This window comes from Secundilactobacillus hailunensis, from assembly GCF_005405185.1.
GTDB classification, from domain to species: Bacteria; Bacillota; Bacilli; order Lactobacillales; family Lactobacillaceae; genus Secundilactobacillus; species Secundilactobacillus hailunensis.
On the sequence record NZ_BJDO01000021.1, the window covers coordinates 1 to 24,556 of the forward strand.

A 24,556-nucleotide genomic window follows, 5' to 3' on the forward strand; every position below is an offset into this window, starting at 1 on the left:
TATTTTATCACGAAAAAAGCTAAAATCAGTAGGTCTATTTAAGTATGCCCTAATTTCCCTAAACCATCTTATAAAAGGGTTGTCTTTTGGTAGAAAACGCGTTCAAGAACACTGATTCCGGCCGTATAAGGACACAAAAACAGGTTTCCCCCAGTTCAGGGAAACCTGTTTTTGTGTCCTTATACTCTGGAATCAACCCGTGTTCTTTCACGCTCTAACACTTAACCCCATCGCTTTTGCTCTTTCCTGATACATCGGAATCTCATCCGAACTGCACTGGACAAAGTGATGCGGGACAATTTCAACTAATTCACGCTTCTTAGAGCCATCTTCGTACTTCGGATCATACTTGATCTGCGTCCGCGTGCGCTCGTACTCTGGATCGGGTACCGGCACCGCCGACAGCAGGCTTCTAGTATAGTCATGCAACGGGTGATTATAAACTTCATCCGAAGTCCCAACTTCCAGCATCCGGCCATAATGCAGCACGCCGATGCGGTCCGAAATATACTTCACCATCGACAGATCATGAGCAATGAACAAGAACGTTAATTTACGCTCACGTTGCAGCTTCTTTAACAGGTTGACCACTTGCGCTTGAATCGAAACGTCCAACGCCGAAATTGGTTCGTCAGCAATAATGAATTTCGGCTGAACTGCTAACGCTCGGGCAATCCCGATTCGTTGCCGCTGCCCCCCGGAAAATTCATGGGGATAACGGCTGGCATGGTCGCGGTTCAATCCAACAGTGGCCAGCAAGTCTGCCACTTGCTTACTGCGGTCAGCGTCATTTTTCGCCAAATGATTAATATCGATACCTTCAGCCACAATGTCTTTGACCTTCATCCGCGGATTCAATGAGGCGTATGGATCTTGAAAGATCATCTGCATATCCCGGCGAAACTGCTTCATCTTTTTGTGATCCTTCAGACCAACAATTTCTTGTCCATTAAACTTGATCGACCCGCTAGTTGGCGTGTACAAATGAATGATTGCCCGACCAGCAGTGGTCTTACCCGAACCGGATTCGCCAACCAGCCCGAAGGTTTCACCTTCATAAATGTCGAAGGAAATATCGTCAACAGCCTTGACTTCGTCTTTTTTGCCCATGTTGAAGTACTGTTTCAAATGACTGACTTCCAGCACTTTTTTAGCGTTATCCAGTTCCATTATGGCTGTTCCTCCGTTTCCTCGACTTTATGATGCAATTTCTTATTTTCTAATTGCTGCTGCATTTTAGCAAACTTTTTTTGCCGTTCAATAATTTGTTCTGGTGGCGTGACTTTTGGTGCATCCGGATGCAAGAGCCAGGTCGCCGCGTAATGGGTATCGGATACCTTGAAGAATGGCGGTTCCTTTTCCGTATCGATCTTCAACGCGTACGGGTTTCGGGGCGCAAAAGCGTCACCCTTCGGCGGATCCAGCAGATCTGGTGGCGTCCCTGGAATAGACGGCAGTTCGTCACTGTTAGTATCTAGCGTGGGCATTGAGCTTAAAAGTCCCCACGTGTACGGGTGCTTAGGATTATAGAAAATTTCATCCACGGTCCCAAATTCCACAATTTTACCCGCATACATGACAGCCACGCGGTCTGCCATACCGGCAACCACGCCCAAATCATGGGTAATGAAAATGATGGAAGTTGAGATCTTATCCTGCAGTTCACGCATCAAATCCAGAATCTGTGCTTGAATGGTCACATCCAAAGCAGTCGTCGGTTCATCGGCAATCAGGATCTCCGGGTAGTTGATCAGCGCAATGGCGATCACGATTCGTTGCCGCATCCCGCCTGAAAATTGGTGGGGATAGTCGTTGATGCGGTTCTCTGCATCCGTGATACCGACCAGCTTCATCATTTCCAAAGCCTGTGCCATAGCTTTACTCTTTTTAACGCCTTGATGCACCATCAGCGGCTCAGCAATCTGCCGGCCGATCCGCATAGTGGGATCCAGCGACGTCATGGGGTCTTGGAAGATCTGGGCAATTTTCGCCCCACGTAAGGCTTCCAATTCCTTTTGTGACATCTTCAGCACGTCTTTGCCGTGAAACAAAACGTTACCGCCTGTCACCACAGCGTTATTCGCCAGCAATCCCATGATGGACCGGGTCGTCACCGTCTTACCAGAACCAGATTCACCAACGATGGCTAAGGTTTCACCCTTTTTTAAATTAAAACTCACGTCTCGAATCGCCTTGACCGTACCCGCGTAGGTGCTGAAATTGATTTTGAGGTGATTGACCTCTAAAATGTTTTCTTTACTTTGCATAGTTTAGCCTCACCTACTCTTTCGTCTGCGGATCAAAGGCATCCCGCAGCCCATCAGCAAAAATGTTAAAGGCGATCATAATCACTGACAGGACAATCGCTGGATACCACATTTGATAAGGTAAGAATTGAAAGTTTTTCTGACCATCATTTAACAGCGTCCCTAATGAAGCCTGTGGCGCACTGATCCCAATCCCGACAAAGGATAGGAAGGCTTCAAAGAAGATTGCGCTGGGAATGGTGAACATCGTTTGAATGATAATGATACTGGACAGGTTAGGCAGTAAGTGTTTGAAGGCGATTTTGATCGAACTTTCACCCAACGTCTGTGCTGCCAGCACGTACTCCTGTTCCTTTAGTTCCATGGTCTGCGCTCGTATCAGCCGGGCCATGGTCGTCCAGCTTGAAAACGCAATTGCCAAAGTAATCGACATCATGCCGGGTTTGAGAATCAAAATCAACAGCACAACGACAACCAGTGTTGGAATCGACATGATGATTTCAATGACCCGTTGCATGAAGTTATCGATCCAGCCACCCTTCCAGCCGGAAAACAGACCAAAACTAACACCAATCAGTAAATCTACCGCCGTGGCAACCACCGCAACGGTCAACGAGATTCGGGTCCCAAAGAGGATCCGAGAAAGCATATCTCGGCCAAGATAGTCGGTTCCTAACCAGTAATGCACGCCAGCACCGGCACCAGCAGCTTGATACGCATTGACCCGACTGCCTGCCTGAACCAGTGTCCCGTTAACGCCATTGATGTTAACACCGGGCCATTTAGGCGGTAAGTTCGCAAATTGCGGGTTCACTGCGTTGGGATTATGCGGTGAGATAAACGCTGAACCAAACGCCAAAATAAAGAAGATCACAAGGATGATCATCGCAATAATAGCACTTTTATTCTTTTTTAAACGGCGCCAGGCATCTTGCGTAAAGGTCAGATTAGGCGCTGCAATTTTTTCACTGTCGAGATGTTTTGACTTATCAAGAGGTTCAAAACTATCTGCAGGAAGTTTCACTTCGTCAGCCATTTTTTTACCTCCTAATTAATTACTCTTACCAGAAATTCGAATTCGTGGGTCAATAATGCCGTAAACAATATCGGTAATCAGCAGCACAACCATTAACATGACACTGTACACGATGGTCACGGCCATGATGGTTGGATAATCGTTGGTCAGGATTGACTTAACGAATTGTTCCCCAATCCCTGGAATGGAGAAGATGTTTTCAATAACCATTGATCCAGTCATAATATTAACGGCCAGTGGTCCAATGATGGTCACAACTGGAATTAAACTATTTCGCAAGGCATGGTGATAGATCACGCCCCACTTACTTAATCCTTTGGCTCTGGCCAGTTCAATGTAATCGGAATTTAACACGTCCACCATTTCCGTTCGCGTGAACCGCGCCGTATCCGCAAACGGCGACGCGGCCAGCGCAATAGTTGGCAAAACGGTGTAGGCGAACCCGCCCCAATCAGCAATTGGGAACCACTGTAATTTCAGTCCCACAAAGTATTGCAGTAAGACCGCCAGCACGAAACTGGGGATCGAAATTCCCAGAATTGAAATCACCGTCATACTGGTATCGACCCAGGTGTTCTTCTTGATGGCACCTAATGCACCCACTAGAATACCAGGAATAACACCTAAAATCATTGCTTGCGTCCCTAACAGAAGTGACGGTCCGATTCGACTTGAGATCAAGTAAGAAACCGGCTGATCACTGAACTGGAAGGACGTCCCGAAGTTACCGTGAAACACACCGGCAACGTAAGTCAAATACTGCTGCCAAACGGGCTTAGTCAGACCGTACTGTTTTAAAATCAAATGCTGCTCTGTGGGTGATAACTTTTGCTGGTTTTGCAGCGGTGTCCCAGGCAGTAATTTCATCAGAAAAAACGTTACGGTGATGACGATGAATAAGGTTAACAGCAGATAAAAAATCCGCTTTAATAAATATTTCGCCATGAAGATACCTCTCATTCTACTTACTAGTTAACATAATGACACGGTTTTTAAAAATATGTAAAACCAAAGCATGACGTTTTGTCATCCTTTGTTCTCACGACTAACTCACTTATCCGGTGAGCTTTATTGGTGATCAGAAATATATGCCCGACTGAAGTCCCATTGCGCGCCCGTTGGGAAGTACTGCACACCATGCACGTAAGGCTTGAGCATCTGTGCTTGGCTGCGTTGATACAATGGCACGACGCCTTGCTGCTGCATCAGGATCTTCTCGGCACTTACTAAATCGTTCCAGCGCGCGTCAGGATCATTAGCATCCTTACCCTCAGCATTCTGCACATCCGTATCATAGCCTTGATTCTGCCAATGACCACGATTATACGCGTTATGGGAAGTGAACAGTGAACTAAACGAGATGGCATCAGGAAAGTCGGCGATCCAAGCACTCACGACCATGTTGAACGCACCGGTCGCGGAACGGGATAGCCGCACGTTAAACGGCACGTTGGTGATGGTAATTTTTAACCCTGGCAACTTGGTCAGCTGGCTTTGAATAAACTCGGTCGTCTTTTTACCAACTGGTGTATCATCTGCCAATATATTCAGCGTGATCCGCGATCTGCCAGACTGTTGCAACGCCTTTTTCCAAAGGACCCGTGCCTGCTGCAAATCATAGGTAGTCCCCGATTTAACGTACGCGGCATCCGCGAAATCGGTACCACCCCTTTTGGCTAGTTGAGTAGGAACTAAACCCTTCGGTGCCTGTGACCCATCAGCCAAAATATTCTTCGTTAACGCCGGTTGATCAATTGCTAGCGCAACTGCCTTTCTCGCATCAACGTTATTCTTAAAGAACCCTTGCCGTTGGTTAAACTCCAGGTAAAACATGGAAGCTGAATTGCGGATATGCATTTCAGGCGACTTTTTTAGCTGCCGGTACTGGGTGCCATCGGTCATCAGTTCATCAACCTTGCCACTTTGATACTGACTGAGCCAAGTGCCTTGATTTTTAATGACCTGAACCTTAACTGCCCGAAGTTTCGTCTGTTTCGCATTCCAATACCGACGATTCCTTTGTAACGTCCAGTTATCATTGGTCCCCTGCCAGCCGGTCAGCTTAAACGGACCGTTGTACACCGCATCACTAGAGTTAGTAGCGTATTTAGTGCCGTATCTTTCAACGGTCTGCCGACTCTGCGGTAAAAAGGCCTGGGCAGCTACAAGGTATTTAAAATAGCTCTGGGGTCGTGATAGCGTCACGACTAACTGATACGGACCATGAGCCTTGACCCCTAATTGAGTGGGTGCTCGTTTTCCTTTATGAATGGCGTCGTAGTTTTTAACGTGATCATAGAGATAAGCAAACTGCGAAGCGGTACTTGGTTTAACGGTCCGACGCCAGCCATAAACAAAGTCAGCGGCGGTTACCGGACGGCCATTACTCCATTTAGAGTGCCGCAGATCAAAGGTCCAGGTTTTGCCATTCTTGGAGACCTGGTACGTTTTCGCGACACCGGGCCGTAATTGAGACCCCTGACCAATTCTTAGCAGCCCTTCATCAACGTTATGTAGCGCCCCGCCACTGACAACATCCGTGGATTTTGAAGGATCCATAGTAGGCAGATCGGCACTTTCCACCCAGTGCAGCGTTTGGCTGCGCGCTAAATGCCGCTTATTTTGAGAACCGCAAGCAGCTAATAATAGCAACGAAGCACCCGAAACAGCGCTTAATGCTAAAATTCGACTCAACCTCATAATAATGTCACTCCCACAGATTTCCGGAAAAACGTTTAATAACAAGTATGAACGAATTCTTGTATTAAATTGTATATTAGAAAAGGATTAAAATCAATGTGATTTTATCATCTTAAGTATCTAACTCAGCTAAACTTGGGGTTATTGGTCACAAAATTTGCATATATTTTCGTTCATTAGAATATCTTTTCGTTTTATAAACTATTGTATATCACGTTACCCCTTGCAAAGCTGAATAAAACCCGCTCTTAATTGTAAACTGCCACTTATTTAAATACAATTGTGTAAAATCAATTAGGCCCCCTCGTCACCTCGTTCTATCTAGTAAGACGTATGTTATACTGGGGCTAAACACTAAGGATGGTGACAACATGGATAACAGCGAACTTGTGCCGGTCATCAACATTGGCCTTAATACAGGGCGCTATAACTTTGATTATGCCATGGAAGAGTTAAAAGCATTATCAGAAGCTAATAACATGAACGTGGTCGAAACCACCGTACAAAATCTCAGTCAACCAGTTGCCGGAACTTATTTTGGCACTGGTAAAGTTGAAGAACTCCGCGACATTGTCGTCGATACTGGGGCTGAAATCGTCGTTGCAAACGATGAATTAACCCCTAGCCAAATCAGAAACTTGGAAAAGATCGTCAAGGTGCCAGTGATGGACCGAACTGGTTTGATCCTCGCCATCTTCGCTAACCGGGCACAATCCCGTGAAGCGAAACTGCAAGTTCAATTGGCTAAATTACAGTATCAAATGCCGCGCTTGCATACGGCCATGAACCAACGACTGGACCAACAAACGGGTACCAGCTCCGGTGGTGGCTTCACCAACCGTGGTGCCGGTGAAGCGCAGGTTGAATTAAACCGCCGGACGATTCAGCGACAGATCAACCATGTCAGACATGAACTAAAGGACGTCGATAAATCCGCAGCGGTCAAACGGCAGCAACGCGAACGCATTCAGTTGCCTAACGTGGCGCTAATTGGTTATACCAACGCGGGTAAATCAACCATTATGAACGAATTGGTTAAACGCTACGGCATGAACGAAGACAAACAAGTCATGGTGAAAAATATGCTTTTTGCCACCTTGGACACTAGTGTTCGCCAGTTGCAGTTTGATGATGCTAAGAAGTTGCTGCTCAGTGATACGGTTGGATTTGTCTCACAGTTACCAACCACTTTAATTGAAGCGTTCAAGTCCACTTTGTATGAAGCTGCCAACGCTGATCTGTTAGTCCAAGTGGTCGACTATTCCAGTCCCAACCGGATCGATATGATGTCTACGACTAAGCAGACATTATCCGAAATTGGGGTTCCTGATCTGCCCATGATCACCGTTTATAACAAGGCTGATTTAACGGATCAGGACTACCCTTCTCGAGCGGGGGATGAAATCGTGGTTTCCGCCAAGGATCCGGCTTCAATTGACCTTCTGGTTCAAGTGATCCGAGAAAAGGTCTTCAAGAACTACGTGACCGCTACCTTCCTGATTCCATTTGAAAAGGGCGACATCGTTTCGTATTTGAACGACCATGCCAGCGTCAAATCCACTGACTACCTCGCCAACGGGACAAAGATCACAGCAGAAGTCACTAGCGTTGATTATCAACGATTTGAAAAATACGTTTTGGAACAGTAAGCGTACAAATAGCCAAAAAATAGAAGTCAGTTTTCCTAATTTAAGGAGAATTGACTTCTATTTTTTACATTAGAATCAGCACCGCTAACTCATCCGCCGTTCCAGCGAACGTGACAGTACCGACAAGGCGTAGCAGACAATGAAGTACATAATCGCGATCATTAAGAACATTGGTAAAATGTAGGTTGAATTTTGACCATAAACAATCTGCGCGTTATGCATCAGGTCTGGCAGCACAATGATCGTTGCCAAAGACGTATCCTTGATCAGTGAAATAAATTGACTGACCAGCGCCGGAATCATCTTTTTCATCGCCTGTGGCAGAATAATATGGTACATGGCTTGACCATAAGTTAACCCATTGGCTCGGGCACCTTCCATTTGACCAGGATCAACGGCTGCGATCCCTGACCGCACAATTTCAGCGATCATCGTGGATTCAAACACCGTCAAAGCGATAATGGTCGCCCAAACACTGCTGGGCCGAAAGCCTAAGTTTGGTAAGCCAAAGTAAGTAAAGAAGATGATCAGCAGTAATGGTAAGTTACGAATAATATCAATAATCAAACCAACGACTGGTGAAACGATCTTAATATTCACGTAGCGGATAATTCCTAAAATAGACCCTAAAACGTAGCTGCCGATGATGGAAACCACGGATACAGCCACCGTGATCCAAAGGCCTTGAAGCAAGTAATGAATGTTGATCCACGAATAAGCATTAATAAAGTCTTTCATGACTGCACCCCCCTAGGCTAACTTCTTTTCGAGATAACGCATCCAGTAACTCAGCGGTAACGTAATGATTAGGTATAAAATACCGATCACAACGTAGGTGGTCATGGTATTCAACGAGTCTGAAGCAATGACGTTACCTTGATACATCAAATCAAACCCAGCCACGAAGGCGAGGACTGATGAATTTTTAACTAGGTTAATAAATTGGTTACCCAGTGGTGGAATCACGTAACGAAAGGCCTGTGGTAGAACAATGTGGCGCATTGCTTGCCACCACGATAGCCCATTAGCACGGGCACCTTCCATTTGACCAGGATCCACTGACTGGATCCCAGAACGCACCGTTTCAGCGATAAAGGCTGAGGTATAAATCGTTAGACCAACCGTCCCGGCAGCAAACCCGCTGATCTTCGTCACAAACATGGGAATCACCACGTAAAAGAACATCGTAATAACCAGCAATGGAATGTTCCGAAAAACTTCAATGTAAACTCGGGCGATTACCCTGAGAGATTTGACCGGTGTGACTTCAAAAATAGCAAACATCGATCCAATGATCAAACTAAAGAGGAGTGCAATAATACTGCACAAAAGCGTCTGACCAAATCCCTGGAGCAATAGACCGCCATAGTTATGAAAAATAGCTATCATCGTTCCATCTCCTTCACATTCATCCCAGGCACGTTACCAAACCACTTTTTCAAAATGCGGTTGTACTCGCCACTCTGTTCAACCCGAGTCAACGCGGAATTAAGGTTCCGTTTAAACTGGGGCTGGTGCTTGTTGATTGCGATTCCGTACGGCTCTTTAGTAAAGGCACCGCCAGTTAGTACATAGCCTGGATTTTCAACTGCCATCCCACCTAAAATACCGTTATCAGTGGTTAAGGCTTCACCTTGACCGGATTTCAATGCCGTCACAGCTTGGGCGTAATCCGAAAGTTGTAACACTTTGGCCTTGGGTGCAAATTTAGCAATGTTTTGAACGGAATTAGAACCAACCACACCGATCACTGTGGCCCCGTTTTTGTTCAGATCTTTAACACTTTTAATGGGACTGCCCTTTTTGACCAGCAGTGATTGTCCGGCATCGAAGTATGACCGTGAAAAATCAACTTGTTTTTCCCGTTGCGGTGTAATCGTCGTCGTTGCCATAATGGCATCGATATTACCGTTTCTAAGTAACGGCATCCGCGTTGAACTCGTCACCTGAACGAAATCTGCTTTACCTTTGGGTCCTAAAATTTGTTTGGTGAGCGCTTTGGCCATATCAACTTCAAATCCTTTGATCTGTCCGTTTTTAACGTCCATTAAGCCAAACAATTTCGTATCAGCTTTAACACCCCAAGTAATCGTATTAGTCTGCTTAGCACGTGTCATCACGTTTTGATTCGCCAGCGATTTTGAGCCGCAAGCGGTCAGTACCAGCAGTAACGCAAGACTAGAGACGATAATGCTGACCAATCGGAATACCTTCTTCATGCTCACATCTCCTGACTTTTAATGAGTGATAATCTTGCTTAAGAACTGACGGGCACGTTCGTTACTTGGCTGCCCATCAAAGAATTTCTCTTTCGTGTCATCTTCCAGAATATGACCATCCGCCATGAAGACAACTCGGTTAGCCACTTCACGCGCAAACCCCATTTCGTGGGTTACCACCAGCATGGTCATAGAAGAATCTCTAGCAATGTCTTTCATAACGTTTAGCACATCATCGATCATTTCCGGATCCAAGGCACTGGTTGGTTCATCAAATAACAGCGCTTTAGGCCGCATCGCTAGTGAGCGGGCAATCGCAATACGCTGCTGCTGCCCACCAGAAAGCTGTGCCGGCATCTTTGGTGCTTGATCAGCTAGACCAACTCGATCCAGCATATCCATGGCAATCTTTTTATTTTCCTCTTCTGGCCGTTTCAAAACTAGTCGCGGTGCCAGCATAATATTTTCCAAAATAGTTTTATTCGCATAGAGATTAAAATGTTGAAACACCATCCCGACGTTCTTCCGAATCCGGTTCATGTCCGTTTTCCGGTTAGCTAGATCTTGACCATTGACAATCAGCTGACCTTCCTGAATCCGTTCCAACCCGTTAACTGTCCGAATCAGCGTTGATTTACCAGAACCAGATGGGCCGATCAGCACCACGGTTTCACCAGCATCAATGGTTAGGTTGATATCATGCAGCGCATGAAAGTCGCCGTAATACTTTTGAACATTGTGAAATTCAATCATTGACATGTTTTTCCCCTCCACCTTATGAAAATAGCGACTAATTCCTAAAAATAATCTACAACGAGATAAGCGAACAAGCTGCATGGGTCCGACAGAGGCATACAGCCTGCTCGCTTTGACGGCTGAAAATCATTCGATATTAGGTTCGCTTGAGTTGCGCTTGGTTAAAAATGTACGTCCGCGACACTAAAACGTCTCGATTAATTTCATACACTTCTAATTTTAACTCACTATAAATATTAAACCATATTCACTCATTGGTCAAAGCACTCAACCGCTTAAAGTCCGTCACATCGGCTTGTGCAGCAACCAAAATACTGTTAAATCAGGTTTATTTGACCGCGATAATTTTTTCATGAGCCGGAAAAATATTCATTTATTTTAAAATATTCACTTTACAACCATGAAATTTTCATTAGAGCTTAAAGCATATCAACCGCTTAAGCCCAACAAAAAACAGGCTCCCTAAATTAGGCAACCTGTTTTGCTGAACTAACTATTCTTTTAGTGATATCGTTTCATTCTGGAGGCTGGTTCTCTAGTCGTTAACGTGGACCGAGCAGCACTTGGCTGAGCCGCCGCTTTTTCACTAGCCTGCGGTGCGTGTGTCTTAGTGTCTCGTTCATAAGCTAATTGAACCCGAATGGTGTATGGTGCCTGCTTTTCAATGGGCTCATTGCGTCCCATTACCATGTATGGCCCACCAACTAAGATCACGTTAGCCAGATAAAGTTTCACTTTATCGTAGACATCCGCAATCGGCTGCAGTCCCACCGTGGTAATTTTACCCATTGGCTGTTTTTGGGCTTGATTCATGCCGGCATACACGATCATTTGCTGACCATCCTGCTTCAGCTCAAAGTAGGGAATGTTTACCCCTAAGCCGATGGCATAGACCGGCTTTTTATTTTGCGTGATCTGCTGGGCCAGTTCACGTGATCCCAGTCCGCCGTAGTTAGGCGTCATCAGTTTCATTTGCTGCAGCTGATTAGCCAGTTGGGAAATGTTTTCGCTCTGTTCTGAATCAACTGCCACTTTACCAGGCAGGATCTTCTTACTGTCGAAATAGCCGTTAGCTGGGATATTCGCCCCGTTTAAAAGGCTGTTGCCCCGCTGTTCTCTGGTCGATTGCTTGGCATCTTCAGTTTCTTCGGGACTGCCACCAAGTGTCTTACCCAGAACTTTTTCAATTTTAGGCGAGATATCCAGTGGTGCCTTCTTAGTAGTGAAGTAGTAAAAAATATTCATGATTGAAAAATAGGCCAAAATAATGGCGACTAACAGGATCAAACTGCCACGCATCGCGAACCCGTTGCCAATCCAGCGAACTGATACGTACAGCAAGTAGATAACACCAAAGACGCCAAGAATGGTGTAGATCCGGTTCTTCAGCTTAACGTTTAGGTTTACATATCCCAGGTAGTGGTTGATCATATCTAAGAAACTAAACAAGTGGTGTCCCCTCCTTATTGTCCCGATGTTTGGTTGGCATTATTCGCGTTGCCCGTAGTATCAGCAGCACCGGTACCACCCGAAGTATTATTGGTCTGCGTATTATTGCTCGTATTCGCAGTGTTGTTGGTATTATTGGATTGCGGTGTTCTCGTAGTCGATTTAGAACCAGTCGTGTTCCGGTTATTATTATCAGTGTTGCCAGTTGACCGACTGCCAGATTTCTTTGCCTGCGTACTGGTTTGGTTAGCATTACTAGTCCCCGTTTCTGGGCTGCTAGTCGTACTTGAACTATTTTGATCTGCGTTGCTTTGACTGTCCTGTGAACTGGAATCCTTTTTCTTGGAACTGTCGCTGCTGGAATCTTTTTTGTTTGAAGACTTGCTATCAGAATTAGATGATTGCTTAGTAGAACCTGAGATGGCACTATTTGAAACGATTTGGGCGCTCGTTGGTTTTCCTTCTTTAGAATGACTGACTGAGTTAACCACCACGTTGGTCGCACCCAGTGCAATTGCAATCGAAACGATCGCAAACGGGGTAATAAATGGTGGTGTGCGATATGCCATACTTCATTCCTCCTTTGAATTACTTATCCTATTAGTATCTCAAATTATTATTAATAAACAACAAAACAAACCTTAAATATTAAATAAGGTTTGTTTACAGCTAGATTACTTTGCGAGTAATTTCTGACAATCCGGACAAATCCCATAGAGTTCAATTCGATGACCGACAATGTCGTAACCTGGCAATTGTGCCTCGAAAACGTCCATTGGGCATTCTTTTAGTTCCGTAACTTTACCGCAATTTTGACAAATAAAGTGATGGTGGTGCAGGTGCCGGAAGTCACACTGGTATTTGACCCGTGCGTGATCGCCTTGAACCTGCTGTTCCACCATGCCAGCTTCTTCGAATTCCTTAATATTGCGGTAGATCGTATTATGACTCATCCCCGGAAACTGTTTTCTCATGTACTCATCAACGAGGGTCACGTCATGGTAGTGATCTTGGTTTTGAAGTAAACAGCCTAACAGCGCTTTACGTTGTTTAGTGACCTTCAAATGATTCTTTTTTAGTTCTGATAACGCCTGTGTAAGTTCAGTTTGCATGTTTAGACACCTCTTTGAGAGCAACTTCATTTTAAATAATAATGATTACGCTTAAGCCAGTGTATCACAAATACATGCGCAATAACACATATGTCCATCTGTTTTACAAAGAAGGTGTTTTTAAGGCCGTTACAATTGCCGCCAATTTATCCTGAGTCTGCTTCCAATCGTCATTTTGAATCACCGTGGCCATCTGCTTCAAAGCCTCAGGCAGGGTGAGATCCCGGCTGTATTCCTTACTTTTGATCCGCGACTGGATCATTTCTAACTGGTCACCGCGGTCCTTTAGCCGTTCGTGTAAGATCACCGACTTTCCCACCGTCAAGAACAGAATGAAGGCTTGCTGCTTTAATTCACGGACATAGGTTTCAGCACCCTTCGTATCGAGCACGATACTGACGAGGTCTGACTTTTCAAAGGCCCGTTCCAATCCCTCATACGATGAGCCGTACTGGTAACCCGCGTAGGTGACTGATTCTAAATAATGATTCTTACTGAAACTGGCATCAGATTCAAAATAGTAGTCCACGCCATCTTTTTCACCGAGCCGCATGGGCCGAGTCGTGTGGGTAATGATCCGTGGAATTTGATATTTAGTTTTTAAGTAGGTACTGACCGTTGTTTTACCGGTTCCCGTTGCACCCGTAATGACAATGACGTGTTTCATGTTTTCCCCCATTATTTAGCTGCGATTTTAGCCACGATATACTGGTGTGCCCGCTTCATTAACTGTTTCAAATTATCATACGTTAACCGGTCAACCGCTTCAGTTTCATTAAACCAGCCATAATCACTGATTTCAATGTCTTGTTTAGTCACCTTAACATCAGCTGGAACTTCACTGATAAACAGATGAACTTCCTTATGATTGCCATTGGGCAGTTCATACTTCAATTCATCATGATAGTTGGTATCGATGGTCACGTGAAGCTGCGTTTCTTCGCGAATTTCGCGGATCGCAGTCCCATCCAGCTTCTCATCGCCTTCAACATGACCCTTAGGGAAGCCCCAAAAATCACTGGTCGCACTCTTTAATAACAGATACTCTGGCTGACCTTTTTGAACCCGATAAACCACTGCGCCACTAGCTACTTCTGTTGTCATTTTTATTCATTCCTCCCGAAAATGTTGATACCCCTTATTTTAGCCTAATCAGGGGTGCAAGCAAACTACGAAAAGCCCGTTTTGGCTAAAATTTTCAAAAAATGGCGAATTATTCCATTTGGTCTTACTGGCTAGAATTGCTTTTAAAGGTGAACATGGTTAGAATAGATTTAAAATTCTTTTCAATATTTAATTATTTATTTTTGGAGGAACCAATATGTCATCATTAGTTTCACGGTTATTTCGTCGAGAAAAGGTCGACCGCTATCTGGAAACCGACAAGAAATTTGTCAAAACCATGTCCGCGGTCGATTTGATTGCATTGGGAATTGGTGCGGTCATTGGGACCGGGATCTTTATTCTTCCCGGTACCGTTGCCGCGACTAAAGCCGGTCCCGGTATTATTCTATCCTTTGTTTTAGCAGCCGTGGTCTGCTCAACCGCTGCCATGTGTTACGCCGAATTTGCTTCCGCCCTACCCGTTGCCGGCAGTGCCTATTCATATGGCAACCTGGTCTACGGAGAAATCATCGGCTGGATTCTAGGCTGGGCGTTGATCTTGGAATACGTGCTAGCCGTCGCGGCCGTTTCCAGTGCTTGGGGTGCTTACTTTAAATCCTTCATGTCAGGTTTCGGAATTGACGTTCCGGCAGCCATCGTGGGACCGTTAGATATTGCTCACGATTCCTACGGTAACTGGATTGCCATCATCATCGTGTTAGTTATTTCGTCACTGTTAGCTCACGGGATGAAAACTTCCGTTCGGCTAAACAACATCATTGTTTTTGTTAAAATTGCCATTATTTTACTGTTTGTGGTCGTTGGGACGTTCTTTATAAAACCCGGTAACTGGCATCCGTTCATGCCCTTTGGGGTTCACGGGGTGTTAGCCGGTTCTTCAGCGGTCTTCTTCGCCTACCTTGGTTTTGACGCCGTTTCTTCTTCAGCAGCGGAAGTCAAAAACGCTAAACGCAATATGCCAATTGGCATCATCGGCACCTTGATCATTGCCACGCTGCTCTATGTGTTAGTTGCCATCGTGTTGACCGGGATGATCAGCTACACGAAACTCAACGTGGCCGATCCGGTGTCCTTCGCCCTGCAAGTCGTTCACCAAAACTGGGCTGCCGGGATCATCTCGCTAGGTGCTTTAGCCGGGATGTTTACGATGATGGTCACAATGATCTACAGTTCATCACGGCTGATCTATTCCATTGGCCGCGATGGTCTGCTACCTAAGTTCTTGGGTAAAATCGATGCTCATGGTAACCCAATCAACAGTCTACGGACCATTACCGTGATCATTGCAATCATGGGTGGCTTCGTGCCACTGGATCAACTGACCAACCTAGTCAACATTGGGACCTTAATTGCCTTCCTGTTTGTTTCCTTTGGAATCATTCCCCTTCGGCACAACAAGGAAATTGAAAACAGCCATGGCTTTCAAGTTCCCTGGTATCCAGTGCTACCAATCGTTTCAGGCTTCTTATGCATGTTCATGCTGACCCAGCTGCAGGCTGAAACCTGGATTGCTTCTAGTATCTGGTTCTTACTGGGCTTGATCCTCTACTTTAGTTATGGGATGCACCATAGCCGGTTAAATCAACCGGAAAATGCTGATAAATAATTGACTTTAATTTTTAACTTCAAAAAGCCACAGTAGTCTCAATAGATTACTGCGGCTTTTTGCGTCCAAATCTACCCGCTATTCCAACCGGGCAATGGCATGTTTCAGTAACAGCGGTGCGATCACCGTACTTAAAATGATGACCACGATCAGTTCGGAATAGAGTTCTGGTGCTAACAATTTAGCCTGATAGCCAATTTGAGCGATAATCAGTGCCATTTCACCACGGGAGACCATGCCGGCCCCCACCACGTAGGCGCTATTAAAGCTGAATCCCAGCAGTCGGGCACCTAAGCCGCCACCGATCAGTTTAGATAACACCGCTACGATGGTCATCCCAATGATCAACAACAGGTTGCTCCAGAAATGATCAAAACGCATTTCCAGCCCGACGCTAACAAAAAAGATGGGCACGAAGAAAGCGTAGCCGATGGGGCTAATATTCGTTTCAACCTCTTCTTTGGCGTGGGTCTGAGCCACCGCGATCCCCGCAAAAAACGCGCCAATTACAGCGCTTAACCCCGTCAGATCAGCTAGATAAGCCATTCCTAGACAAATAATCAATGACATGATTGGAACAGCTTGCGGCACTGGCAACTGTTCAAACAGCCGAATCAAAAATGGTGCAATCCAGCGAATCACTACGTAGACCATTACAAAATAAGCGAGCTGTTCCGCAATGCTTAACGCTAGATTAGGTCCACTCCCATTACCGCTGGAAAACATACTGACAAAGATACTTAAGATCAGTACCGCCATAATGTCGTCGACCACGGCAGCACCAAGGATGGTCGCCCCTTCCTTAGTATTTAATTTACCGAACTCACGCAAAACTTCCACCGAAATTGATACCGAGGTGGCTGCAAAAACGACACCCCAGAAAATCGCCCGTTCAAAGCTTTGATGCATGAGCACCCCGTAAATATAAAAGCAGACCATGGGCAAGATCACACCCAGCGTGGCCACACTGATTGCTGGTTTGAAGTACTTTTTGAGCAGTTTCAGATCACTTTCCAGCCCTGCCATAAACATCAAAATAATCACGCCGATTTCAGCTCCAGCAGATAATAGCTCACTGGGCCTGATCCAGTTCAGTAAAGCAGGCCCCAGCACAATCCCCACTAGCAACTGGCCAATCACACTGGGAATCCCGATGCGCTGGCTAAGAGCGCCTGCAATGGTGGTGGCAAATAAGATCAGGGCAATTCCGCCGATATAATTCAAATAACCGTTCCCTTCTATTTATGTCCTGTAACAATTTACTTCTAGTGTATCATGACGAAAACGTTTCTGGCTATCAGCTCGGCTTACGGGAACCACCTTGCGTTATAATGAAGCCATTACTCAACCGTAGGAGGCTATTATTCAATGAAGCTCAATCAATTCGCCATTGCACCGATGAACTTAGCTGATGAAAAGAAGGAATTACTCGCTATCCATTTTATCAGTCAAGCCGATTTACAGCTGACGCCGCACCGGTTCTTACACCGGCTGCTGCAGCAGAGTTTTCCGGAGGTCACCAGTACGGAAGCTGCTGATAGTAAACTGGCTAACTTATTGGCAGCCAAACGACTGGATGCCCGGTCGTTAACCGAAATTAGCGCTGATATTCAGCCGTTACATATTCTCAATCTATATTTACAATTATTAGGCTTCGAAGCAGGCCAAGACTTTCAACTGGACGCCCCAGAAAAAATGGCTACCAGTGTTAATCTACCCAAGTTCAACCATGACAGTTTGAACAATTCAGACCTGCTGCATGCTTGGTACCAGCTGCTGATTACCCACACCACCACTGGTCAGACTTTTCTAGATCAGCTGGCCAGCCGCGGTTATTATCACCGGTTACAGACCAGCGTCAAATTACCCCAGCCGCTGTTCTTCAACGGCAAGGCTCAGCCAGTCTTTGATACCACGCAGCTGATTCATGAAGTAGTCTACGTTGAATCCTCTCAGGACAGTGACCACGACGGTTTATTAGACCTGTTAAAAGTTGAAATTACACGACCAGCTGAATCTAATCAACAACCGGTGCCTGTACTGTATACCGCTTCACCGTATAATCAGGGTACCAACGATGCTGCCGGTGATGCCTTGACGCACAACGTTAATGTTCCATTAACTGAAAAAACGGTCACGGCTAATACACTCAGTGACGCTCAAGACCAGCCCGTTCAGTTGCCCGACCCACGTGTCATCAATGGTCATACTGATCAGGCAGACGAAAGTTTTGGCAACTCGTTTGATTACAGCCTCAATGACTATTTTCTGGCGCGCGGTTTTGCCGTAGTCTACGCTGCCGGCGTCGGCACCAAGGAATCCGATGGTTTAAGGACTACGGGTGACCCCGAAGAAACGACTTCCACGACGGCCATCATTGAATGGCTAAACGGTAAGCGGACGGCTTTCACTAATCGCACCGCTAACATTGCCATTGCTGCTAGCTGGTCCAATCACCACGTGGCCATGACCGGCAGATCATATCTGGGCACACTAGCCACCGCTGCAGCTACTACTGGCGTGGATGGGCTCAAAACTATTATTTGTGAAGCCGGCATTTCCAGCTGGTACGATTACTACCGGGAAAACGGCTTAGTGATTGCCCCCGGCGGCTTCCCAGGTGAAGACGCTGACGTGCTGGCTGAAGAAACCTTCTCCCGCCAGCAGCAAGCCGGTGATTACAGCCGTGTAGAGCAAAAATGGCAGCGGCAATTAGCTGCCATCAAGGCTGGTCAAGATCGTGGTACCGGTAACTACAACGATTTTTGGGATGCACGAAATTACCGCAAGAACGCTAAAAACATTAAAGCGGACGTCATGATCGTGCATGGTCTCAATGACTGGAACGTCAAACCACGCAATGCTGAAAAGCTGTGGCGAGCAATCAGTGGTTTACCGATCAGCCATAAGCTCATTTTGCATCAAGGACCGCACATCTACATTAACAATTTCCGTTCGCTGGACTTTACCGACATGGTCAATCTCTGGCTGTCACACGAACTTTACGATCTGGATAACCACGCTGAAAAACTCTTACCTGACGTTTTGATTCAAAGTAACACTCAGGCCGAATCTTGGCAGGCCTATCCCGATTGGGGCGCTGCTTCTAACCCAACCGCCCACTATAACCTGACAACTAAGGGGCTTTCCACTGAAGCTACTAGTCAAGAAACAGTTCAGTTCAATGATCACTTAGATGACGCGACCTTCCAGCAATACGCCAAAAACAACGCTCAGTGGCAGCAAGACTTAGTCAAATTCCAGTCACCACTGGCTGGTCACCGGCAGATCTTCCAAGCACCTGCTCAAACTGACACGCTGGTAATCGACGGCTGTGCCAAACTGCATTTGAGTGTGGCTTCCAACCAGCCAATTGGGCTCATCAGTGCGGAATTAGTTGATCTCGGCAGCTTCAAACGGCTGAATCCATTACCCACTACTTTAGCCAACCAAGCCATGGTGCTGGGCTACCACTATCGAAAAGAAAACTTACGTGAATTTCAATTAGCGAAAAAGGCCACGCCGTATCAATTAATTTCTAAAGCCCACATGAACCTGCAAAATCGGACTTCATTAACACAAGTCGACGCCATTAAACCAGGCGTGACCTACCCCATCACGCTGGAACTGCAGCCGACTCATTATCATTTGGCAGCCGGCCACCAACTGGCACTGATCGTTTACGCCACTGACTTTGGCATGACCATCCGCGGTAACCAGCAGATCAGCTATACCTTATCGTTAGCGAATAGCTGGCTAGAACTTCCCCACTTATAGACTTCGTGATATTATGATAGATAACTCCAATTTGAAATGAGGTAATTTTCATGAAACAAGGCACCACGATCATTACGCTAGATAACGGCTACCATCTGTGGACCAATACCCAAGGTGAAGGCGATATTCATCTGCTGGCATTACACGGTGGCCCCGGTGGCAACCATGAATACTGGGAAGACACCGCCCAACAACTGAAAAAACAGGGTCTCAACGTTCAGGTTCATATGTATGACCAACTGGGTTCTTGGTACTCCGACCAACCAGATTACAGTGATCCTGAAATTGCTAAAAAATACCTGACTTACGACTATTTCTTAGGCGAAGTTGAAGAAGTCCGTCAAAAGTTAGGCTTGGATCATTTCTATCTGATCGGCCAATCATGGGGTGGCGCGCTGGTGCAAATGTATGCTGCCAAGTACGGTCAGCATTTGAAAGGTGCCATCATTTCTTCAATGGTGGATAACATCGACGAATACGTGACGCACATCAACCAGGTCAGAGAAGAAGCCCTGCCTGCTGATGCCGTGGCTTACATGAAGAAGCAAGAAGCCGCTAACAATTACGATGATCCACAATACCAAAAATATGTGGATGTCTTAAATGACGGCTACGTTGACCGTAAAAAGCCAGCTGCCATTTCTCACTTGATTCCAACCATGTCCCGGCCAGTTTACGGTGCTTTCCAGGGTGACAACGAATTCGTCATCACTGGTAAGTTAAAGGAATGGCAATTTGAATCTCATCTAAAGGAAATCAAAGTGCCAACCTTGCTGACCTTTGGTGAACATGAAACCATGCCGATCTCGACCGCTAAACGGATGGCCACTGAGATTCCTCATGCCCGCTTAGTAACCACTCCTGGCGGTGGCCACCATCACATGATCGATAACGCACCCGTTTATTACGATCATCTGGCAACCTTTATCCGAGACGTTGAAAGCAACAATTTTAACGACTAATGATTAATCTCTAATCAAATGACTACACGAAAAGGCGTCGAACTCAACTGAAGTTCGACGCCTTTTTAGTAACATTTATTAATTAATCAATCACAACTTTGGTGCCATAAGTAACGTTATTGTAAAACCACTGCGCATCCGGAACCGCTAATCTCACACAGCCATGTGAGTGTGCTGTTCGTCCCAGCGTATTGGCTTCTTTAACGTTAAAGTTGCCGTATTGATCGGTGGGCACTGTATGGAACAAGTACGTGCCATGATCCTTAAAGGACACCCAATCTTTCGCGCCTTCTTTGGACTCGGCATTATAGAAGAACTTGCCCCGTTCCTCTTGAATGTGGAAGGTTCCACGTGGCGTTGAATTATTGATGCCAGTCGAGGCGTACATGGTATAAACCGTCTTGCTGCCATCCATAATGAAGACCCGCTGCTGACTCACCGAAACGTGAATCCAAGGCTTCTTCAGCTGATTCCATTGAGGGTACGGCTGGCTCTCAGAAGGCTTGCGCCAATTGATCTGAACTGGTGCCGCCTTTTTAACAGCTGGCTTTTTGGTACTTACTTTTTTAGTCGTTTGTGTTGCTGCGTGGTCACTGGCATTCGGTGTCATTAAATGATCGGCCGTGACGCCCAATACCGCAATAGCAATAATGACAGCAACTATTTGCAAAACCCGCTTCATAAACCTATCCCCAAACATGACTTAATAGTTACTATTGTAGCATGCAAATGTTTCAAAAAGATAACATTTTATTTAACTAGAGATATTATTACTGATTCTTAAGACTTAGTTTCTCAACGTTCAAAACTTTATCCGCTAAACCATCGTAGAAACTGACCTCATGACTAACGACAATGGCATTACCAGGGAACTTATTGATCGCGTCCTTTAAGGCTTCCTTAGTCTCTTCGTCCAAATGGTTCGTTGGTTCGTCTAAGATCAAGAAGTTGCTGGGTTCAAATTCCATCATGGCTAACTTGACCTTGGTCTGTTCACCACCAGAAAGCTGACCAATGGGCTTCATCGCATTGGCAGCGTCTAGGCCGCACCTAGCTAACTTCGTCCGGATGGCTTTTTGCGGTAACTTTTCATACTTAGCCTGAATAATCTTCAGTGGCGTTTCCTGGTCGTTTTCCCATTCCAGATCTTGACTGAAATAGCTAACCTTAGCCGATGGCGAAAATTCAGCCGTACCGCCCTTAGATTTGATCAGACCTAAAATCGTCTTAATCAGCGTTGATTTACCAACCCCGTTAAAGCCTTCAAAACCAACCTTTTCATCGGTATTCACGGAAAAGGTGACCGGCTTTAACAGTGGCCGGTTATAGCCCACCGAAAGATGATCCACCACTAAGGCGTTTTGCGAACCGGTATCTTCATACGGAAAGTTGAAGGTCGCCTGAATGTTACTCGAAGGCGGATCGACCAAGTCCATATGCGAAAGCTGTTTCTCACGGGACTTAGCCTGTTTGGACCGGGTCCCAGCCTTAAACTTGGCAATGAACTTTTCGGTTTTTTCGATCTTAACCTGTTGTTTTTCGTATTCTTTACGCTGGGCTTCTTCACGTTCAGTCCGTTGCCTCATGGCTGACTTAAAGCTCCCACGGTATTTCGTAATTTTACCAAAGGCCACGTTAATAATACAGTTGGTGACTTTTTCCAGGAAATCATAATCATGGGAAATGACCATCGCTGCACCATCAAAATTATTCAAATAGTCCACTAACCAAGCAATGTGGGCTACATCCAAGTAGTTGGTCGGTTCATCCAGTAAAATTACATCTGGATTTTGCAGCAGCAGCTTAGCCAAAATAATTTTAGACCGCTGCCCGCCTGACATTTGCGCCACTTCATGGTCGCGGCCAATATCATCTAGACCAAGACCCGTAATGATACGTTCGATTTCAGTTTCGATATCATAAAAGTTATTAGCTTCCAGCTCTTCTTGAATTCGGCCGGCCCGTTCCAGTAATTTATCATCCGCCGTTTCGGCGTAGTCCGTATACAGCTGCGTCATGCGGTCATTTTTATCGTACAGATCTTGAAACGCGGTATGCAAGAATTCAATCAGCGTCATCCCTTCTGGAATATCAGCGTATTGATCCAAGTAACCCACGTGAACGCCGCGTTGCCACTTAACGGAACCGGACAATGGCAGTTCATCACCGGTCAGAACTTTGATCAGGGTTGATTTACCAACCCCGTTTTGACCAACGATTCCCATGTGTTCACCCTTGTTTAGTTGAAAACTCGCGTCATCGTACAGTCGTTTGTCTGCAAAAGCCATACTGAGGTCTTCAACTTCTAGTAAAGACATTTTTGTAATATACCTCCTTGAAAAGGGTGCCCGGACAAATTATTAAGTCTATCTAAGGGACTTTCAGCTTGCCGGGACACCATCATTTAAACCGCCATAAAAGGCTAAATTTACATTTATTTTCATTTTTTCACAACACTTTACACTATCACGAAATATTTTTAATAGCAAGAAAACAAGCTAATATCGGGGTTTCTAAAACATCGTTTAGAATTTGTTTAATTGCCTTGTGAATTAATTGGTCACGCTTACAGTATATCCAATCCGTTGTCAAAATTGTCGATTATCTGCTGCAGACCAACTGGCCAGTTTCCTCTCTGTGGTATAATTAATTGCCGTAAAATAATCAAATAAAGGATGACAAACTTGAATATTAAAGATATTGATAGTCTGACACTAACCGTCACTGACATCAACCATTCCGTCCGTTTTTATCACGAAGTGTTTGACCTGCCGATTATTAAGGATGCTAAACATCCCAGCCTGAGACTGGGTCATCACCGTCTGGAATTTCGGACTAAGGATGATGGTGCCAAAATTGCTGCTCACGTGGTCATACCTGGGAGTGCTGAAATTGCTTTAGAAACGCACGATCCACTGGAAAACACCCTCTCGCACCTTACTAACTATGCCGTGGAAATTGACAACGGTCCCACCCCCTATGAAGGTGCTAAAGGGACTGCCACAGCACTGTGGGTGCGTGATCCAGATCATAATCTCATCAAAATCATTACCTATTAAACGTTTGCAATCGAGGTGCTAAAATGATGACCTATATCAGACGCCAAGGCCTGCGCATTGGTGGCTTTATTCTCTTACTGATTGCATACCTCTCAAATTCAATACTGCTAGAATTTGCCACCAAGTACGCCAGTAAAAACGTAGGACTGGCCAACCGCTTCATCGGTGCCATGCTGATCATGGTGGCTGCCATTTTAGTCCTGTATACCTGGCTGTACAACCGGCAATTAAAGCGCCATAATCCACGCCAATTTGGTCATCAGCCCTTTAACCGTCATCGACTTGGCCAACTATTACTGACCTTTGTACTGATGTTAGCCGTTCAAATTGCTTGGTCACAGCTCATTAGCCACCACCTGTTACCCATGCCGACTAACCAATCGGCGCTTGACGGTCAGATTCAGCAACTGCCCTTTTGGAATACAGTTTATGGCGTGGTGATCGCACCGGTTTTTGAAGAATACCTGTTTCGGGGCTTCTTTTTCAATTTCTTCTTTTCAAAAAACTCGCCGTGGAGCAACGTTTTTGGCGTTTTTGTCAGCGGATTGATTTTTGGCTACCTGCACACGATGACGTTTTCTGTAACTACCCTGTTTTATGCGTCATTGGGTTGGGTGTTAGCCGGTGCCTATCTGTACTTCAAAGATATCAGATACAGCATCATACTGCATTTTGTAAACAATCTGTGGGCAGTCCTCTAACGTGAAAAAATGTATATTCTTGTTTCTATATTACAAATCATGGTGTATAATGAAACCATGATAACTACTAATGTAGCTTATCAAGCGCGAAGGGACCCAGCCTCAGTAATGAGGTTGGGTCCTTTTGTTTGGTCAAAA

Annotated in this window: 23 protein-coding genes; 6 read left to right on the forward strand and 17 right to left on the reverse strand. The window is 45.5% G+C overall.

What is annotated here, in order from left to right:
• Nucleotides 1–207: 207 nt before the first annotated feature.
• From FFM73_RS06885 to FFM73_RS06905, 5 genes are all read right to left on the reverse strand, one after another.
• Entirely contained in the window at nucleotides 208–1,170 is a 963-nt protein-coding gene (locus tag FFM73_RS06885) for an ABC transporter ATP-binding protein (protein WP_137631044.1), read from the reverse strand.
• A complete protein-coding gene (locus tag FFM73_RS06890; RefSeq protein ID WP_137631045.1) occupies nucleotides 1,170–2,267 on the reverse strand; it encodes an ABC transporter ATP-binding protein in 1,098 nt (365 codons plus the stop codon). Before FFM73_RS06890 ends, FFM73_RS06885 begins: the two co-directional genes overlap by 1 nt.
• A 13-nt stretch (nucleotides 2,268–2,280) precedes the next feature.
• Entirely contained in the window at nucleotides 2,281–3,303 is a 1,023-nt protein-coding gene (locus FFM73_RS06895; RefSeq protein WP_137631046.1) for an ABC transporter permease, read from the reverse strand.
• 15 nt (nucleotides 3,304–3,318) lie between these two features.
• The gene (gene opp3b, locus FFM73_RS06900; RefSeq protein WP_137631047.1) at nucleotides 3,319–4,248 is read right to left on the reverse strand and encodes an oligopeptide ABC transporter permease; all 930 of its coding nucleotides are present in this window, start codon (nucleotides 4,246–4,248) and stop codon (nucleotides 3,319–3,321) included.
• A 123-nt stretch (nucleotides 4,249–4,371) separates the two neighbouring features.
• Complete coding sequence (locus tag FFM73_RS06905; RefSeq protein WP_137631048.1) at nucleotides 4,372–6,003, reverse strand: peptide ABC transporter substrate-binding protein; 1,632 nt, start codon at nucleotides 6,001–6,003, stop codon at nucleotides 4,372–4,374.
• 371 nt (nucleotides 6,004–6,374) lie between these two features.
• On the opposite strand from FFM73_RS06905, the gene hflX reads away from it, so the two are divergent.
• Nucleotides 6,375–7,652, forward strand: coding sequence for a GTPase HflX (hflX, locus tag FFM73_RS06910; RefSeq protein WP_137631049.1), 1,278 nt, complete (start codon nucleotides 6,375–6,377; stop codon nucleotides 7,650–7,652).
• An 84-nt stretch (nucleotides 7,653–7,736) separates the two neighbouring features.
• On the opposite strand, the gene FFM73_RS06915 is transcribed toward hflX, so the two are convergent.
• From FFM73_RS06915 to FFM73_RS06955, 9 genes are all read right to left on the reverse strand, one after another.
• Entirely contained in the window at nucleotides 7,737–8,390 is a 654-nt protein-coding gene (locus FFM73_RS06915) for an amino acid ABC transporter permease (protein WP_137631050.1), read from the reverse strand.
• Between the two features lie 12 nt (nucleotides 8,391–8,402).
• Nucleotides 8,403–9,041: an amino acid ABC transporter permease gene (locus FFM73_RS06920; protein WP_137631051.1), complete on the reverse strand. Its 639-nt coding sequence runs from the start codon at nucleotides 9,039–9,041 to the stop codon at nucleotides 8,403–8,405.
• Nucleotides 9,038–9,871, reverse strand: a complete 834-nt coding sequence (locus FFM73_RS06925) for a transporter substrate-binding domain-containing protein (RefSeq protein ID WP_137631052.1) — start codon at nucleotides 9,869–9,871, stop codon at nucleotides 9,038–9,040. The genes FFM73_RS06920 and FFM73_RS06925 overlap by 4 nt, the downstream gene beginning before the upstream one ends.
• A gap of 18 nt (nucleotides 9,872–9,889) precedes the next feature.
• Nucleotides 9,890–10,630 carry an amino acid ABC transporter ATP-binding protein gene (locus FFM73_RS06930; RefSeq protein ID WP_137631053.1) on the reverse strand — a complete coding sequence of 247 codons (741 nt, stop codon included), beginning with the start codon at nucleotides 10,628–10,630 and terminating at the stop codon, nucleotides 9,890–9,892.
• A 498-nt stretch (nucleotides 10,631–11,128) separates the two neighbouring features.
• Complete coding sequence (locus tag FFM73_RS06935) at nucleotides 11,129–12,076, reverse strand: DUF6681 family protein (RefSeq protein WP_137631054.1); 948 nt, start codon at nucleotides 12,074–12,076, stop codon at nucleotides 11,129–11,131.
• A gap of 14 nt (nucleotides 12,077–12,090) precedes the next feature.
• A complete protein-coding gene (locus FFM73_RS06940; protein WP_137631055.1) occupies nucleotides 12,091–12,645 on the reverse strand; it encodes a hypothetical protein in 555 nt (184 codons plus the stop codon).
• A gap of 105 nt (nucleotides 12,646–12,750) precedes the next feature.
• Entirely contained in the window at nucleotides 12,751–13,188 is a 438-nt protein-coding gene (locus FFM73_RS06945) for a Fur family transcriptional regulator (RefSeq protein WP_137631056.1), read from the reverse strand.
• A gap of 103 nt (nucleotides 13,189–13,291) precedes the next feature.
• Nucleotides 13,292–13,855 carry a nucleoside/nucleotide kinase family protein gene (locus FFM73_RS06950; RefSeq protein WP_137631057.1) on the reverse strand — a complete coding sequence of 188 codons (564 nt, stop codon included), beginning with the start codon at nucleotides 13,853–13,855 and terminating at the stop codon, nucleotides 13,292–13,294.
• A gap of 11 nt (nucleotides 13,856–13,866) precedes the next feature.
• Nucleotides 13,867–14,292, reverse strand: coding sequence for a bis(5'-nucleosyl)-tetraphosphatase (locus FFM73_RS06955; RefSeq protein WP_137631058.1), 426 nt, complete (start codon nucleotides 14,290–14,292; stop codon nucleotides 13,867–13,869).
• A 217-nt stretch (nucleotides 14,293–14,509) separates the two neighbouring features.
• On the opposite strand from FFM73_RS06955, the gene FFM73_RS06960 reads away from it, so the two are divergent.
• Nucleotides 14,510–15,919: an amino acid permease gene (locus tag FFM73_RS06960; RefSeq protein WP_137631059.1), complete on the forward strand. Its 1,410-nt coding sequence runs from the start codon at nucleotides 14,510–14,512 to the stop codon at nucleotides 15,917–15,919.
• A 78-nt stretch (nucleotides 15,920–15,997) separates the two neighbouring features.
• Here the strand turns inward: FFM73_RS06960 and FFM73_RS06965 are convergent, their stop codons facing one another.
• Complete coding sequence (locus FFM73_RS06965; protein ID WP_137631060.1) at nucleotides 15,998–17,143, reverse strand: cation:proton antiporter; 1,146 nt, start codon at nucleotides 17,141–17,143, stop codon at nucleotides 15,998–16,000.
• Nucleotides 17,144–17,287: 144 nt separating this feature from the next.
• On the opposite strand from FFM73_RS06965, the gene FFM73_RS06970 reads away from it, so the two are divergent.
• Nucleotides 17,288–19,696, forward strand: coding sequence for a Xaa-Pro dipeptidyl-peptidase (locus FFM73_RS06970; protein WP_137631061.1), 2,409 nt, complete (start codon nucleotides 17,288–17,290; stop codon nucleotides 19,694–19,696).
• A gap of 50 nt (nucleotides 19,697–19,746) precedes the next feature.
• Entirely contained in the window at nucleotides 19,747–20,658 is a 912-nt protein-coding gene (locus FFM73_RS06975; RefSeq protein ID WP_054653740.1) for a proline-specific peptidase family protein, read from the forward strand.
• Between the two features lie 82 nt (nucleotides 20,659–20,740).
• On the opposite strand, the gene FFM73_RS06980 is transcribed toward FFM73_RS06975, so the two are convergent.
• Nucleotides 20,741–21,340 (reverse strand): L,D-transpeptidase, encoded by a 600-nt coding sequence (locus FFM73_RS06980; RefSeq protein WP_137631062.1) that lies wholly within the window; start codon nucleotides 21,338–21,340, stop codon nucleotides 20,741–20,743.
• Between the two features lie 88 nt (nucleotides 21,341–21,428).
• Nucleotides 21,429–22,976, reverse strand: coding sequence for an ABC-F family ATP-binding cassette domain-containing protein (locus FFM73_RS06985; RefSeq protein ID WP_137631063.1), 1,548 nt, complete (start codon nucleotides 22,974–22,976; stop codon nucleotides 21,429–21,431).
• Nucleotides 22,977–23,342: 366 nt separating this feature from the next.
• On the opposite strand from FFM73_RS06985, the gene FFM73_RS06990 reads away from it, so the two are divergent.
• Together FFM73_RS06990 and FFM73_RS06995 are read left to right on the forward strand one after the other, a co-directional pair.
• Nucleotides 23,343–23,717, forward strand: coding sequence for a VOC family protein (locus FFM73_RS06990; protein ID WP_137631064.1), 375 nt, complete (start codon nucleotides 23,343–23,345; stop codon nucleotides 23,715–23,717).
• 23 nt (nucleotides 23,718–23,740) lie between these two features.
• Entirely contained in the window at nucleotides 23,741–24,418 is a 678-nt protein-coding gene (locus tag FFM73_RS06995) for a CPBP family intramembrane glutamic endopeptidase (RefSeq protein WP_137631065.1), read from the forward strand.
• Nucleotides 24,419–24,556: the final 138 nt, after the last annotated feature.